Source organism: Brachybacterium alimentarium (assembly GCF_002332425.1).
GTDB classification, from domain to species: domain Bacteria; phylum Actinomycetota; class Actinomycetes; order Actinomycetales; family Dermabacteraceae; genus Brachybacterium; species Brachybacterium alimentarium.
Map to the genome: position 1 here is coordinate 166,542 of NZ_NRGS01000004.1, position 15,335 is coordinate 181,876.

The following is a 15,335-nucleotide window of genomic DNA, read 5'->3' on the forward strand; positions in this document are numbered from 1 at the left end:
GTCAGCTCCTCGGGGTGGTGACGGCGGCGTCGGCGGCGAGCACCGGCGCGGGCGTCGGATCAGTGGAGGACGGGGCGGTGGACGCGACGGCCCGGGCATCGTCCGACCCGTCGGCCGTGTCTCCGGACGGGGCGGCCGTCGGGGCGTCGACCAGGGTGCGCAGGCGAGCGGCCTGCCCGGCGGAGGCGTACTCGGCCTCGATGAGCGCGCGGGCCGCGTCGGTCAGGCGCCGCAGATCGGGGCCGGCGCCGACCGCACTGCGGAGCGCGGCGACGAGCTCGTCGATGTCCCCGCTGCGGATCAGCCAGCCGGTCTCCCCCGTGCGCACCACCTCGCCCACGGCGGTGACGTCCGCCGCGATGCAGGGGATGCCGCTGGCCATCGCCTCGAGCAGCACGGTGGGCAGGCCGTCGGCGTTGCCGTCCTCGGCGATCACGAAGGGGGCGGCGAAGAGGTCCGCCTCCTGCAGCAGGAGGCGCACCTCCTCCTGGGTGCGGGGGCCCAGCAGGTGCACGGCCTCTCCCAGACCGTGGCGCGTGATCTGCTCCGCGAGCTCCTCGTGCAGGGGGCCGTCGCCCACGATCTCGGCGGTCACGGGGACTCCCTGCTCACGCAGCGCGGCGACCGCCTCGATCAGGTGGGCGAAGCCCTTCTTCTCGACCAGCCGGCCGACGGCGAGGATCCGCGGCACCCGCCGCAGCGCGGGCCGCGGGAGATACGGGAAGCGCTCGAGCTCGAGACCGTTGCGCACCAGATGCAGGCGCTGCACGTCCCGATGGTCGAAGCGCTCCCGCAGATGGTCGAGGTTGTACCGGCTGATGGTGACCGCGTGGTGGGCGTCGCGCAGCTTGCGGGCGAGGTCCGCGTCCTCCACATCGCGGTGGAAGATGTCCTTGGCGTGCGCGGTGAAGGAGTACGGCAGGCCCGCGAGGCGGCCGGCGAGCCGTGCGACGGTGGTCGCCATCGAGGCGAAGTGGGCATGCAGGTGGGTGACGCCGTGCTCGCGCGCCAGATGCGCCACGGCGATCGCCTGCTCGGCCTCGTCAGCCTCCGCGGCGACCAGGTCCTCGAGGCTCTTCGCGAGCCCGGAGGCGATCGCAGGATCCGCCATTCCCTCGCGCCAGGTCTCCCAGAGCCGACGAGGGCTCGAGGAGCGGCCGACGGGGATCACGGGGGCCTGGACCCGCGCCAGCTCGGGGTGGAAGCGGGCGTCCGTGGGCGGGCGCAGCGAGAAGATGATGATCTCCTCCCCCGCCGCCTCGCGCGCCAGGATCTCGGAGACGATGAAGGTCTCGGAGAAGCGGGGGTACATCTTCAGCACGTAGCCGATGCGTCGGGGCTGGTCAGACTGCATGGATGCTCACCTCTGCAGGGGTCGGTGCGGTGGCCGCGAGCAGCTCTGCGGCCAGTGGGGGAACGACGGACAGGCCGTCGAGGTCGACGCCGTCGCGCGGGGTGCGGGTGGTGACCGCGCGGTCCCACCAGGCGGTGAGGTCGGCGACGGCGAGGTCGGTGATCTCGGCGGTCTCGAGGGCTCCGACGGCGGCGAGGGCGTGTGCGCGGCGGCGCTGCTCCTGGCGGCGTCGGCTGCGCGGGACGACGAGGGCGGGGGTGTCGGTGACGAGCACCTCGGCGATCGTGTTGTACCCGCCCATGCACAGCACGGCGGCGGCCTCGGCGGTGAGCTCGGGCGCGTCGGGGGCGGTGCGCACCACGGTGGTGCGCTGCCCGGCGAGCGCCTGCAGCTCCGTGACCTCGGCGGGCGCCATCTGGGGGCCGGTGATCAGCAGGTGCCGATGGCCGGCGGGCGGCTCGGCGCGTACGGCGAGGCGGGCGAGCTCGGTGCCGTCGGAGCCGCCGCCGAGGACGGTCAGGACGAACGGATCGGGCGCAGCGGCGCTCGGGCGGGGGCTGCGCACGGCGGGGCGGCCGTGGCCCAGGTAGCCGGTGGTGGTGGCGAGGCGGGCGAGCGCCGGTGGGAGCTCTCCGGTGCGGCGGGGGTCGTAGACCCGCTCGTCGCCGTACACCCAGACCGCGTCGAGGTGGCGGGCCACGTGCTCGGCGCCGCCCAGCCGCTCCCATTCGGCGGCGGCGACGCGCGGGGTGTCCAGCACCTCGCGCAGGCCCAGCACGGTGGCTCCGCCGCGGGCGCGCTGGCTGCGCAGCACCGGCAGCAGCTCGCCGTCGATGCCGAAGGGGTGGCGGTCGACGATCAGGAGGTCGGGACGGAGCACGGAGAGCGCGGCGTCGATGGTGGCGCTGCGCAGGTCACGAAGCGCGTCGGCGTCCGTCCCGAGTCGTCGCGGCACGTAGCCGTCGCCGCGGCGGGTGAGGCCGGGCAGCACGAGCCAGTCCCACCCGTCCGGGAGCGGGTCGCGGCCCGCGTCGGGATGCCCGGCGATCAGCAGTCCGCGCACGGCGGTGCCGGTCAGTGCCGGGAGCTGCTCGGCCAGTGCGTAGGCGAGCGCGCGGTTGCGTCGCGCATGGCCGAGTCCCACGGAGTCGTGGGAGTACAGCGCGATCGTGGTCTCCACCATGGGGTCCGGGCCTCCTGCAGCGTCTCGAGTGAACGCCAGGAGAATCGCAAAGGGCCATGAGGTGGGGATGAGGCGCGGATGAGGACTCTCTCAGGAAGTGACCGGACCGGGGCCACCCGTCGGATCAGACGCTCTCGTCCTGACTGCGCAGCCAGCGCGCCAGGCGGGAGTCCTCCTGGGCCGCGAGCACCGACGGAGCGCCGTCCTCGCGCACCTCGCCGCCCTCGAACCACAGCACGCGGTCGGCGGCGGCGACCGTCTCCGGATCGCGGCTGGAGACGATCGCGGTGCGTCCCTCGAGGAGGGTGACGAGCGCCGCCATCACCGGGCGTCGCTCCGCCCCGGACAGACCGGAGTCCGCCGCATCGAGCACCACGATCGGCGCATCGCGGAGCAGCGCGCGAGCGATCGCTATCCGGCGCCGCTGGCCGTCGGTGAGCACGTTCCCGCGCCCCACCAGGACCGTGTCGAAGCCCTGGGCGAGCTGCGCGATGACGTCGTCGATCCCTGCCCTGCGGGCGGCGTCGGCCACCTCGGCGTCGGTGGCGTCGGGACGGCCGATGCGGATGTTCTCGCGCACCGTGTCGGTGAACAGCACGGGCTCCCGCTGCACCACGGCGATCTGCCGCCGCAGATCCGTCAGGGAGACCGCACGGGTGTCGAAGCGATCCAGCAGCACCCGGCCGGTGTCCGGCTGGTCGAAGCGCAGCAGGTACGAGATGAGCGCGGCGGCCTCGCGACCCTCATGGTCCAGCAGGGCGACGTGCTGACCTGCGGGGACCACCAGCGAGACGGTGTCGAACAGCTGTGCCCCGGAGTGCTCGGGGCTGCTGAGCGCGGTGCTCGAGGACGTGTCGGCGGTGCCGTCGAGGAAACCGCCGGCCGTGGCCTCGGCCGCTGCCTCGGAGGGCCTCCCGGCGCCATCGGCCGCGCCCTCGCCGACGCTCGCCACGGCGCTGCCCTGGGTGTTGATGGCCGAAAACACGATCTCGCCGCCCACCCGGTCCACGGGCTGGGTGCGCTGGGGCTCGGTGATCCCGGCCTGCCGGGCGAGCAGCGCGGCGATGCGGTCGCCCGCGGCGGTCGCGCACTTCAGCGCTCCCCCGTGCTGGAGCAGCTCGCGCAGCACGACGACCACGATGAGCAGGTCGGCCAGCAGCATCACCAGGTCGCCCGGGGTCATGGTGCCCGCCTCGACCCGCGGACCGCCCAGCAGCAGGGTGCCGGTCACGCCGATCCCGGCGACGAGCACGGTGAGCAGCTGCAGCATCGCCTGGGCGCGACGGGCCCGGGTCAGGGCACGCCCGGCCCGCACGCCGGCCTCGGTGAGCCCGCGCTCGGAGCGGGATTCCAGGCCGTAGGACTGGATGGTGCCGGTGGCCGCGACCAGCTCGTCGGCCGTGTCGGCGAGCATCTGCGCCTCGACCGCGGCCCGGGCCTCGGCGGCGCGGCTGCGGCGCACTCCGACACCCACGGCGAGCGCGAACAGCGCCCCGGTCACTGCGAGCACGAGCGCCGTGAGCGGGTCGAGGATCACCGTGACGACCAGCAGCGACAGCAGGGTGAGGGCGCTCGCGGCCGCCCGCGGGCCGGAGTGGGACAGCAGGTCCCGCAGGGCGGCGATGTCGTCGATCAGCGGCCGCACCGGGTCCGCGTCCGGCCTCCCGCCGCGGCGGGAGGCACGGGCGGCCGACGCCGGATGGTCGGCGGATCCCGGGGTCAGCCGGTGCAGGTGCGCGAGCAGCCGGGAGCGCAGGGAGGTCGCGATCCGGACCCCGGCCCGGCCCAGCGCAGAGATGGCCACGAACCGGGTGATGACCTGCAGGACCAGCAGCCCGCCAAGGACGATCACGCTGGTGATGAGCGCTCGTCCGGGATCCTCGTCGAGGCCCGACAGCGCCGGGAGGTCGGCTCCGGTCGAGGCGATCGCGGCGTCGACCGCGTACTTCAGGGGGAAGGGCAGGGCGATCAGCAGCCACACGCTCAGCAGCAGCGAGATCGAACCGGTGATGAGGACCGCGCGATGGCGGCGCAGATACGGGCTGAGCACCTGGACGACGTTCCGGTAGGGCCCCTCGCCCTCCGACGCGTCGCCTGCCGAGATGCTGGTCACAGCACTGTCTGCCGCAGAGGGCGCTGACGGGGCACCCGCGCCCCGTGCGACGGACGTGCCCCGCGGCGCGGTCGCGGTGGTGGTCGGTGCGGCCGAGGCGGTTCCTGGCCTGGCCGAGTCGATCGCCGACGTGGTGTCGGCCTCGGGCGCGCTGGGCGTCGCCATGGGGTGCTGCCGCGGAGCAGCCGCGGCCGGCGCCGACGCGGGCGGACGGTCCGGGATGGGCTGCGGCGCGGGCGCTGAGTCGTGAGCAGGCGTCGCGTCGTGAGCAGGCGTCGTCGTGCCGGACATGGAGCTCGGCTCCTGCGCCGACCGGGACTCGCCGTGGGCCTGCGTCCGCGGGCGCGGCGCCTTCATCCCGCGGCCGGGCTTCGTACCGGCAGGTCGCCGGGGCGCGCGCTCGACGGACTCCGGGGACGCACCCGACGCGCCGTCCTCGCCCGAGGCATGAGGCAGCAGGGAGTCCCGGGACCATCCGAATTTCTTGGCCTTCGGGGACATCGTCACCGGGACCGGGAAGGCGGGCGCGAAGTCCCGCCCCGTCTCGGCCCGGGGAGGAGTTCCGCTGTCGGCGTCGGCACTCGCGTCGCCGGCGAAGTCGGCATCCTCCTCCGCATCCGCATCCGCCGGCGGAGCATCGCGATCGGGTGCACCGTGCTCGCGGGTGCCGGACTCAGCGGTCCCGGGCCCCGCGGCGCGGGCACCCTCGGGGCGTGAGGCCTCGGTCGAGGTCGCAGCGGCCTCGCCCGGCCGCTCGTCATCAGTTCCGTGCCCTGCCTCGTGATCGCGGTCGCGGTCCTGGTCCTGGTCCTGGTCGTGGTCCTGTTCCTGGTCGTGGCCGTCGGCGCTCTGCTCGACGACGGTCCAGCGATCCCCGGATTCGGCATCCCTCATGGCCGCCGCCCTGATCGCGGCCTTCGAGGCGGGCTCGACGGCGGGCTCGGGCTCGGGCTCGGGCTCGGGCTCGGGCTCGGTGAAAGCCTCCTGCAGCCAGGCGTCCTCCACCGGTTCCGCGGCCGGAGACGGAGCCGAGAACAGCGTCGGACCCGACGCCGGAGACGAGGCCGGCGTCGGAGCCTCGGTCGAGCTCGCGGGGGTGACAACATCGCGAGCGTCCGCATCGGTGCCGGACCCGAGGTCGAGGTCGGCTTCGGCGTCGGGAGCGTCGACGCTGTGGAGCACCGCGGCGGAGTCCGGGGCGCCGGTGGCATCCGGGTCGTCGGTGACGTCCCCGGGGGTGTCGGCGGACTCGTCGCCGTCGGCGCCCTCCAGCGCCGTCTCCAGATCCTCGTCGACTGCCGGGCTCACGGCGTCGGCCGACGAAGCATCCGGCGACCCGGCGGAGCCCTGAGCGCTCGACGCGACCCGGGCGTTCTTGGTGTTCCTGCCGCGGTTGCGGTTCCTGCGCGAGCTCATGCGGCAGACACCTCCGGGCAGCGTGCAGCCGACTCCGCCGTCACGGCATCGGCCGCGGCGGGTGCACAGGCGAGGAACAGCGAAGACATGGCACTCCTGATCGTCATCGGAAGGCGACCTGTCTGGGCGAGGACAGGCACCGCTCAGTGTGTCACCATCAGGGCGTTTCCTCCCAGCGCGACCACCTCCGATGAGCGCGCTCTGACACCGAGAGCGAGACCGGCGCCCGTTGGGGGCCCACTGCGCCACGAGCGAACGTGCACGCAGGCCTCTCGTGCCTGCACACTCCGCGTAGTACCATTTTCAAGCAAACGCAGGTTCTGCGACACCCGCGGCATCTGCACCTGCACCACGATGGAGGCCGGCATGACCGACGACGACAAGACCTCGAGCATCCCGGCCCCCGCCGAGCCGCTGATCACCGTGGACGTGTGGACCGACGTGGTCTGCCCCTGGTGCTACATCGGAGAGTCCCGCCTGCACGACGCGATCGCCGCCGAGGGCCTCGAGGACCAGGTGCACGTGCGCGCCCACTCCTTCGAGCTGGACCCCACGGCGCCGACCGACACCGTGCGGGACAACGTCGCCCATCTCGTCGCAGCCAAGGGCATGCCTGAGGAGAAGGTGCGCGAGATGGAGGGCCAGATCCAAGCGATGGCGCAGGAGCTCGATCGCGCGTATGTGACCGACCGCCCGATGGCCAACACCCGCGGCGTGCATCGCGTGATGCAGGCGATCGGCGAAGCGCACGGCGTCGATGCCGCGACCGACTTCTTCATGGACCTGCAGCGCGGCTACTTCACCGGGAGCTCGGACCCGTTCGACGCCGACGCGGTGGTGGCGCGCGCGGTCGAGGCTGGTCTTCCCGAGGCTGCGGCGCGGGCTGCCCATGCCGGGGAGACGCATGACGCTCAGGTCGAGGCCGACGTGCGCGAGGCGGTGCAGATGGGTGCACGCGGCGTCCCGTTCTTCCTGTTCAACGACAAGTACACGGCCCCTGGGGCGCTGCCGCTGGACGCCTTCCGCCAGGCTCTGCGGCAGATCATCGACGAAGCTCGGGCCGAGCGGGCACACTCATGACCGACATGGCCGGCCCAGGCGCGAGCGGGCGCGACGCGAGTCCGCTCGGCGCAGGTGAGCGAGCCGTCGCCGCGGACAGCACGGAGCCGCAGACCTCCCCTCCCCTGGTCTCGCTCACGTCGCTGCTCGGTGGCGACGTCGAGGGCGGCGCGTCCTGCGCGGCTGACGGCACCTGCGACTGAGGGGCCGCCGAGTCGGCCGCGCGGGCGGCAAAAATAGGCAGACAGGCAGACGGACGGAAGCGGGCCGCCAGCTCCGTTCGCCCACCGCTCACCCGCCGCGCATGCAGAACGCGGGACTCTACGGACCGGCCAACCCGTATATGGGTTCGGCGGATCCATGGAGTCCCGCGTTTCCGCTCTACCCCAACGCTCGGCCGCGCAGCCGGCCACAAGGGCGCCATCCCCCAGGTCAGCGGCCACAGCGGCGACAGGGGGCGCCGCCCGACAGACCAGCCGGCCGGCCCCGCGGCACGATCAGCGAGCCAGCAGCTCCTCGGTGTCGGTTCCGGGAAGGCTGATCGCCACCGGGGTGGCCCACGGGTCGAGGACCTTCACCGCGCGGCCGTCGTCGGCGAAGGAGAGGCCAGCGGCCTTCAGCCGACCGGTCAGGGCGTCGAGATCATCTCGGCCGGGAACCGTGATGGCGACGTCGGCCAGGCCCAGCGAGGTGGCGCGCGGTCCGGCACCACGGCTGTTCCACGTGTTCATGGCGACGTGGTGGTGGTAGCCGCCGGCGGCCGCGAACAGGGCGCCGGGATGGGAGCCCACAGTGGTCTCGAAGCCGAGCGCGTCGACGTAGAACGCGCGGGCGGCATCGACGTCGCCGACCTGCAGGTGCACGTGGCCCACGATCCCAGGGCGGAGCCCGGGGGAAGCGGCGACGTCGTCGGTGAGGTGCTCGCTCAGGTAGGCGTTGGGATCGAGGTACAGGGAGTCCATCGCGACCTGGCCGTTGCTCCAGGTCCACTGGTCGCGGGGGCGGTCCCAGTACAGCTCGATGCCGTTGCCCTCGGGATCGGTGAAGTAGAACGCCTCGGAGACGAGGTGGTCGCTCGAGCCGACGAAGCGCGAACGGGGATCCTGGGCGGCGCGCAGCACGGTCCCGGCGAGCGCCGCTTGATCCTCGAAGAGGAAGGCGGTGTGGAAGAGGCCGGCCTGTCGGGGATCGACGGGGGGCAGGCCAGGGGTGGCGACGAGGCGCACGAAGGGGATACCGCCGCGGCCGAGGACGCGGTGGACCTCGCCGTTCACGCGCGCCTTCTCCTCGAGCGAGGTGAGCGCGAGGGCGTTCTCGTAGTAGGAACTCATCAGCTCGAGGTCACCGACGCGCAGGGTCACGGCATCCATGGCGAGATCGGCGGAGAGGTGGCGTTCGTCCGCTGCTCCGGTCGCGGCAGTGGGCATGGTCAGGGGCGAGGAGTTCATGGGCGATCCTTCCGATCGATGTCGTCGCCACCATCATGACCCAATTTAGCTGAATCTTCAACGAATAGGTGACGCACCCCGCCGCGCTTTCTCGGCGGCCCTCCAGAGCTCCGTTCGCGCTCAGTCCCCGTAGGCCCTCAGTGCCACGATGCGTGCCGTTGTCGCGCCGTTCGTGTCCTCGACCACGACGCGCAGGGCATCGGCGCGCAGCGGATGCTCGAGCGGGAAGGACCGGTGGCGTTCGCGGTTCTCCCGGATCCGAGCGATCTCCTGCCAGTGCGTGCCGACGCGAGCCTCGAGACGCGCGGTGCGCACCAGCGTGGTCATCGTGTCGTCGGAGGTGCGGTGGTGGTGGAGGTTGATGAGGTCCTCGTTGAGGTCGTCGTCGAGGACGACGTCGACGGCCGTGATCTCCTGCGGCGCCGGCCAGCGGAGCTGCAACCAGGGCTGCGGATCCTCGGAGGTGTCGGCGGAGACCCACATCGCCGGACCGCCGTAGGGCCGTGCGTACCCGCCGACCGCCTGCTCGGGGAGGAAAGCACGAGTGGGCGACCCCGCACGGAAGCAGATGCCCTGACCATGCAGCGTCTCCTTCCAGTACCGCCACTGCTCGGGACTCGCCTCGTCCGGTGGCAGGTCACGGTGCCTCATCGTGACCGTGCCGGGCTCCACCCGATCGCCCTGATGGACCTCGAGCAGCGGGTTCCTGCGCAGCACGACGACGGCGTTCTGCGCCATCTCAGGCTCCCAGTCCAGATCGGCCCGCACCCAGGAACGCCCCTGACGGACCGGTGCCTCGACGCTGCGCACACGGGTCGCGGGCAGGTAGTTCTGCGGCCGGCCCACGCTGTGCAGCTCGACGACGAGCTCGGTGTCCTCGATCGCGTCGACCAGGATCTCGACCGACCCCAGCATCGGGTCGACCGGCAGCACGAGGGCGAGGTCGTGATCGAGCACGACCCGCCCGGTGCTCCGCGTCGAGGCGAGCATCTCCTGGTGGGAGGACGCCGTCACCTCGGCTCCGAGCGCCAGGTTCGCCGGATCGTCGTCGAGGACGCCGAGCAGCGAGGCGTCCGCGCGCATCATCGCCCGGTGCAGTTCGGGGACGTGGTCGGCAGCGAGAGAACGGGGGCTCACCCCGAGCCGGCCGGCGACCGCGGCGCCGATGCCGGCGGCCTCGCCGAGGATGCCGCAGGTGGCCATCACACGTGTGCTCCCGAAGGCGACGTGGCTGGCACTGATGTCGCGGCCGGCCATCCAGAGGTTCGAGACGTTGCGCGAGTACAGCGCACGCACCGGGATGTGATAGTTCCCGTCGGGGTGCCAGTGCCGCGACCCCTTCTCGCTCGCGTACACACCGCCTACAGGGTGGAGGTCGATCGACCAGCCGCCGAAGCCGATCCGGTCGTCGAACTCGGTCTGGCCGAGCACGTCGTGCTGGGTGAGGACGTGATCGCCGACGAACCGTCGGTACTCGCGCTTGCCGGGCACGGCGCCCACCCATTCGAGGCTGAGGGTGTCCGCATCGAATCGCCCGGAATTCTTGATGTGGTCCCAGAGTCCGTAGCAGACGGCCTGCAGCTCATCACGGATCCGCTCGTTGTCGCGGACGACGTCGAGGTGGCCGCCCCATTCGATCCACCAGAAGTCGCAGCCGTTCATCGTCTGCCGGATCACGCGGTTCTGCGGGATGGCGGTCGCTGCGATGTCGACCGCGAACGGCGGGGCGACGAACTTCTGCGGATGCCCGACGTCCTTGGTGTAGAAGAGGATCGTGGAGCCGAGCATGTCCTCCCCCGCGTGCTCGGGCGCCCAGGACTCCCCGAACCTCTCGCGCGGCTCGCTCCCCCGCATGGTCTCCGCGCCGGCCAGGTGGCCGACCAGGCCGTCGCCGCTGCAGTCGATGAAGGACTCACCGCTGAACCTGATCCGACGCTCGGAGCCGCTCATCCACCCGGTGACGGAGCGGATCGCCCGGGCATCGTCGGGCCCGTCGGCCTCGACCTCGGTCACATCGGTGTTGAGGAAGAGCTCGATGTTCGGCTCGGCACGCACCTTCTCCAGCAGCAGCAGGTCCCAGTAGTACGGATTCCCGTCGGGGTTGCGGAACTGGTTCTCGACATACAGCTCGCCCATGATGCCGGTCTCGCGGGCAAACAGGTGGATCCCGTGCGCGGTGGCGCCGCAGACCCAGACCCGCACCTCGCTCGACGAGTTCCCGCCGAGGACGGGCCGGTTCTGGACGAGGGCGACACGGCTGCCCTGACGGGCGGCTCCGATCGCTGCGCAGACGCCGGCGAGGCCTCCTCCCACCACGACGATGTCGGTGGTGACGGATTCGGTGAGCATGGGGATCCTTCCTGCGGGGGTGGTGATGCGTGAGGTCAGAGGTCGGTGTCGTGCCGCGAGGCGGGCGAGTTCGTCTCCAGAGTCCCGTCGTCCACGAAGCGCATGGTGGGGTCGGCGGAGCGGCGCTGGGCGACGAGCAGCCAGAGCATGCTGGTGAGCAGGGTGTCGCTCGCGCGGCCGGCGAAATGCTGGGTCCACACCGCACCGTTCCGGATGCCGGTGAACAGCGGGATGTCGGCCGCCCGATCGAGCTCGGCACCGGGCGCTCCGTGCACGGCGATCGTGGTGGCGCCGGTCCGTGCTGCGCTCCGCAGCAGCTGCAGGGCGGTCTCGTCCTTCCCGGAGCGGTTGAGCACCAGGACCACATCCCGCTCGGTGAAGGTGCGGGAGACGAGCTCGAGGGTGCGTGACCCCGCCTCGTGGCACCAGACGGCGACGCCGATCCGCTGGAGCCGCAGGTAGAGCTCGCGCACGGCGATGGAATCGCCCCACTCCCCGTGCAGGTGCACGCGCTCGGCCGCGGTGATCGCCTCGGCCGCGCGCTCGACCTGCGCCTGGTCGATCAGCGCGGCGGCGTCACGCAGGGCGCGGGCCGCGGTGCCGGCGAGGATGTCGAGGACCTCCCCGGGGGCGTCGGCGGGCGTGATGGCCGTTCCGATGTCGCGCTCCCATCCGGACTGCGCCGCCCTGCCGTTGTCGAGGGCGATCGCCGCGCGCAGGGCCGGGAACCCGGCGTATCCGAGCTTGCGCGCGAAACGGGAGACCGCGCCGGGGAAGGTCTCCGCCGACGCCGCGAGCGCGGTGATCGAGGAGTCCCCGGCAGCCAGGGGGTCGGCGAGGATCGCCTCGGCGATCCGGCGGTGCCCCGGGTTCAGCCGGGGCAGCTCCTCGTGGAGCCGTCCCAGGGCCGACGGGGAGGCGGCGGGGTCGGGAGTGGTGCTCATGGATGTTCGTCCTTGTGCGTTCGCGTGGGCGGGGGAAGTCGGTCGTGGGCCGTGGAGGCCGCTGCGAGCGACCGCGACCAGTGTGCTCGGAGAGCACGGATACGCGCCTACTTCAGAGCGCTCTCGGTCATCGCCCGCACGAATCGGCGTTGGAAGATCAGGAACACCAGCAGGATCGGGACGATCGAGATGACCGATGCGGCCATCGACAGTCCTGCCGCCATCGCCCCGTTCTCGTCGGTGAAGCTGGTCAGCCCCATGGGGAGCGTGTAGTTCTCCGGAGTGGAGAGGAAGACCAGCGGGGTCTCGTAATCGTTCCAGGACCAGACGAACGTGAGGATCGCCAGCGCGCTGATCATCGACAGAGCGTTCGGCAGATAGATCCGGAAGAAGATCTGGAGCTCGTTGGCGCCGTCGAGCCGTGCGGCCTCCGCGAACTCGTCCGGCTGGGAGACGAAGTACTGCCGCATGAGGAAGGTCCCCAGCACGGTGAACATGCCCGGCAGGATCAGTGCCCACAGGGTGTCGTACAGGCTGAGCTTCTCGAAGTACACGAAGCGAGGGACCAGCAGCAGCTGGGCCGGGATCAGGGAGGTGGCGAGATAGGCGATGAACACCTTGCCGCGGCCCGGGAAGCGGAGCTTGGCGAAGGCGTATCCGGCCAGGGTCGCGGTGGTGAGCTCGCCGAGCACGCGGAGCGTGGCGACGAACACCGAGCTCCCGAAGGGGATGAGGATCGAGCTCTCCCCGAACAGCACCTCCGTGTAGTTCTCCCAGCGGGGCTCGTCCGGGATCCACTGCATGGGGATCCGGAAGGCCTCCACATCCGGTTTGAGGGAGGTGGAGATCATCCAGGCGAAGGGCAGCAGGAACAGCAGCGCGAGGAGCCACATCGGGATGCCCCAGGACCATCGGCGCACGCGGTCGCGGCGCCTGCGCAGCGCCTGCCGCGCGGCCATGCCGGTGCCGGGGCCCGGTCCCGCGCCGGCCTGCGCGCCCGCCCTCGTGCCGGGATGCGCGCCCCCGCGCGCTGCCTGTCCGCCCGGATCGGCGGTGGTCGTGTCAGTCATGGAGCGCCCTTCCTCGCTGGGCTCGCCACATCAGGAGCATGATGACGAAGATGCCGATGAAGGTCACCAGGCCCACGGCGGAGGCATACCCGAACCGATAGAACTGGAAGCTGGTCTGATACATGTAGAACGACAGCGTGGTCGTGGAGTCCCCGGGGCCGCCGTTGGTGATCAGGGCGATCATGCCGAAGGTCTGCGAGATCCCGACGAACAGCGTGACCAGCAGGAACACGGTGGTGGGCAGCAGGGACGGCCAGGTGATGGCGCGGAACGATGCCCAGCGCCCGGCTCCGTCGATGCGGGCCGCCTCGTACAGCTGCGTGGGAGCGTCCTGCAGCGCGGAGAGGTAGATGAGGTTCGCGTAGCCGGCCTGGGACCAGATCGTCACCAGGATCAGCGCGGGCAGCGCCCAGTTCGAGGAAGCGAACCACTGCGGCAGGTCCTCCGCCCCGAAGGCTCCGAGGGCCTGGTTCACCAGTCCGGCCTCCGGGTCCAGCAGCATCTGCCAGGTCATGCCGATGGCCACGATGTTCACGATGTAGGGGACGAAGAAGGCGGCGCGCAGCAGGCCGCGGGCCGGGATGTCCCGGTTCAGCGCCAGGGCCAGCGCCAGTCCCACCACCAGGGTGAGCGGCACGGCGACCCCCGCGTACACGATCGTGATCACGAGGCTGCGCCAGAAGGTGGGGTCCTGGAACACGGCGAGGAAGTTGTCCAGGGCGACGAATTCGATGCCCGCGAAGCCCGAGACCAGGTTCCATTGGGTGAACGAGAGCAGCACCACCGAGATCAGCGGGATGAAGGTGAAGGCCAGCACCCCGAGGAGGTTCGGCGCGACGAAGAGCCATCCCACGTACGGTCTCGGCTCCGACGGCGCCCGCCCCGTCCGGTGCGGCCGCCTGGCGCGGGTGCCGGCTCCGGCCGACGCGCCAGCCGGCTCGTCCCTCGTGTCCACGATCGCCATCTCAGTCCTCCTCGAACCGGTCGATGAGTGCCTGGGCGTTCTTGTCGACCGTGTCGATCGCCTTCTCCGGCGAGCGCTCCAGCAGCCAGCACACGTCGCGCTGCTGCTCGTACTTCTGCGTGATCTCGGTGTAGGCGGTCAGCTCGGTGTCCAGGTGCATGCGCGGTTGGTCCTCGAACAGAGTCCGACGGAACGAGTCGACGTCGAAGAACTGCTCCGCGTCCTCGCCGAGGACACCGTCCAGCAGCTCATCGTCATCCACGTCGCCCAGCAGGGAGATGTAGCCGGCTCGGGCCATGTCCTGGGCGCTCTCCAGCAGCCAGAACCTGCAGAACTCCCAGGCCAGCTCCTGCTTGGGGCTCTTGGAATTGATCTGGATGAACGCGCCGTACTCGCCGGTGTTCCAGTCGTTGCCGTCGACGGTCGGCACCGGGGCGGCGGAAACCCTGAAGTCGTGGGGGTACTCCTCCTGATCGGTGAGGAATCTCAGGGAGTACGGGGCCGTGGTCCACAGCCCGAAGTCCTCGGCGATGAAGTTGTTCTGCTGATATGCCTCCAGCTGGCGCGCCAGGGCCTGCGACCAGGGGTACAGCACTCCGTCACGGATCAGCTGCGCCGCCAGGTCGAAGTGCTGCAGGAACGCCGGGTGGGAGAAGTTCGAGTCGCCCTGCGCGGTGAGCCGGTAGTTCGGTCCGAGCTCGATGCGGGCGAGATCGGGGAGCACATAGGTGCCGTACTTCCCGTCGTCGGCGAGCGCGCGAATGGCCTCGAGGTACTCCTCGAGTGCCCACTGCGTGGGGAGCTCGATCCCCGCGCGCTCCCGGAGGTCCTCGTTGAACAGCACCATCTGCGGAATGCGCGTCGTCGCGAGCGCCGTGATCTCGTCGCCGTCGATCATGGCCTTGGGATCCTCGGTGTCCAGGAACATCTCCAGCTCGGGAGCAGCCCGTACGAGGTCGCCGACGTCCGCCGCCAGGCCGGAGTCCACGCGCATCGCGAGGTTCGGGACGCCGTAGGTGAAGAAGACGTCGATGTCGACTCCTCCCTGCAGGGCCGTGTTCACCTTGAGATTCCCCCGATCGTCGTTGACGTACGGGGTGTAGGTGACGTCGGTTCCCGGGTGCTCTTCCTGGAAGCGGTCGATCACGGCCTGCGGGCCGTTCTCGGCGGGGACGCCGCCCCAGACCTGCAGAGTGTCCATGTCCTTCGGCGAGGAGGCGGAGCACCCGGCGAGGGCGGTGGCGCCCGCTGCGGCGCCCAGCGTGCCGAACTGCCGACGGCTCAGGGAGCGTCCAGATGCACGGAGCATGCGACAACCTTCCAACGCGACGGTGCGTGGGTGATACGTAGGTGAGGTGCGGGCCAGAGCCCCGGAACGGTGCACAACTTTTGCACTCTGAACCAAACGCGTCAACCCTTGATGCACATTGTGTGC

General features: G+C 71.3%; 10 protein-coding genes. 1 reads left to right on the top strand and 9 read right to left on the bottom strand.

Translation table 11 applies throughout. The annotated features are described in order from the left end of the window. Position 1: 1 nt before the first annotated feature. From CIK71_RS02870 to CIK71_RS02880, 3 genes are all read right to left on the bottom strand, one after another. Positions 2-1,354, bottom strand: coding sequence for a glycosyltransferase family 4 protein (locus CIK71_RS02870; protein WP_096163663.1), 1,353 nt, complete (start codon positions 1,352-1,354; stop codon positions 2-4). Continuing rightward, positions 1,344-2,537 (bottom strand): glycosyltransferase family protein, encoded by a 1,194-nt coding sequence (locus CIK71_RS02875; RefSeq protein WP_245857268.1) that lies wholly within the window; start codon positions 2,535-2,537, stop codon positions 1,344-1,346. Before CIK71_RS02875 ends, CIK71_RS02870 begins: the two co-directional genes overlap by 11 nt. A 124-nt stretch (positions 2,538-2,661) precedes the next feature. Next, a complete protein-coding gene (locus tag CIK71_RS02880; RefSeq protein WP_096163664.1) occupies positions 2,662-6,066 on the bottom strand; it encodes an ABC transporter ATP-binding protein in 3,405 nt (1,134 codons plus the stop codon). 366 nt (positions 6,067-6,432) lie between these two features. Between CIK71_RS02880 and CIK71_RS02885 the strand changes: the two genes are divergently transcribed. Continuing rightward, complete coding sequence (locus CIK71_RS02885) at positions 6,433-7,146, top strand: DsbA family oxidoreductase (RefSeq protein WP_096163665.1); 714 nt, start codon at positions 6,433-6,435, stop codon at positions 7,144-7,146. Positions 7,147-7,622: 476 nt separating this feature from the next. Here CIK71_RS02885 and CIK71_RS02895 read toward each other — a convergent pair whose 3' ends face one another. From CIK71_RS02895 to CIK71_RS02920, 6 genes are all read right to left on the bottom strand, one after another. Continuing rightward, positions 7,623-8,573 carry a VOC family protein gene (locus CIK71_RS02895; protein WP_096163667.1) on the bottom strand — a complete coding sequence of 317 codons (951 nt, stop codon included), beginning with the start codon at positions 8,571-8,573 and terminating at the stop codon, positions 7,623-7,625. Between the two features lie 120 nt (positions 8,574-8,693). Continuing rightward, positions 8,694-10,922: an FAD-dependent oxidoreductase gene (locus CIK71_RS02900; protein ID WP_096163668.1), complete on the bottom strand. Its 2,229-nt coding sequence runs from the start codon at positions 10,920-10,922 to the stop codon at positions 8,694-8,696. Positions 10,923-10,957: 35 nt separating this feature from the next. Next, entirely contained in the window at positions 10,958-11,866 is a 909-nt protein-coding gene (locus tag CIK71_RS02905; RefSeq protein WP_096163669.1) for a MurR/RpiR family transcriptional regulator, read from the bottom strand. A gap of 107 nt (positions 11,867-11,973) precedes the next feature. Then, complete coding sequence (locus tag CIK71_RS02910) at positions 11,974-12,936, bottom strand: carbohydrate ABC transporter permease (RefSeq protein ID WP_245857269.1); 963 nt, start codon at positions 12,934-12,936, stop codon at positions 11,974-11,976. Beyond that, complete coding sequence (locus tag CIK71_RS02915; RefSeq protein ID WP_245857270.1) at positions 12,929-13,789, bottom strand: carbohydrate ABC transporter permease; 861 nt, start codon at positions 13,787-13,789, stop codon at positions 12,929-12,931. Before CIK71_RS02915 ends, CIK71_RS02910 begins: the two co-directional genes overlap by 8 nt. 112 nt (positions 13,790-13,901) lie before the next feature. Beyond that, a complete protein-coding gene (locus CIK71_RS02920) occupies positions 13,902-15,209 on the bottom strand; it encodes an ABC transporter substrate-binding protein (RefSeq protein WP_096163671.1) in 1,308 nt (435 codons plus the stop codon). Positions 15,210-15,335 lie beyond the last annotated feature (126 nt).

Bases quoted from the DNA above. Each gene is read 5' to 3' on its own strand.
- CIK71_RS02870 (WP_096163663.1), bottom strand. From the start codon at position 1,354: ATGCAGTCTGACCAGCCCCGACGCATCGGCTACGTGCTGAAGATGTAC.
- CIK71_RS02875 (WP_245857268.1), bottom strand. From the start codon at position 2,537: ATGGTGGAGACCACGATCGCGCTGTACTCCCACGACTCCGTGGGACTC.
- CIK71_RS02880 (WP_096163664.1), bottom strand. From the start codon at position 6,066: ATGAGCTCGCGCAGGAACCGCAACCGCGGCAGGAACACCAAGAACGCC.
- CIK71_RS02885 (WP_096163665.1), top strand. From the start codon at position 6,433: ATGACCGACGACGACAAGACCTCGAGCATCCCGGCCCCCGCCGAGCCG.
- CIK71_RS02895 (WP_096163667.1), bottom strand. From the start codon at position 8,573: ATGAACTCCTCGCCCCTGACCATGCCCACTGCCGCGACCGGAGCAGCG.
- CIK71_RS02900 (WP_096163668.1), bottom strand. From the start codon at position 10,922: ATGCTCACCGAATCCGTCACCACCGACATCGTCGTGGTGGGAGGAGGC.
- CIK71_RS02905 (WP_096163669.1), bottom strand. From the start codon at position 11,866: ATGAGCACCACTCCCGACCCCGCCGCCTCCCCGTCGGCCCTGGGACGG.
- CIK71_RS02910 (WP_245857269.1), bottom strand. From the start codon at position 12,936: ATGACTGACACGACCACCGCCGATCCGGGCGGACAGGCAGCGCGCGGG.
- CIK71_RS02920 (WP_096163671.1), bottom strand. From the start codon at position 15,209: ATGCTCCGTGCATCTGGACGCTCCCTGAGCCGTCGGCAGTTCGGCACG.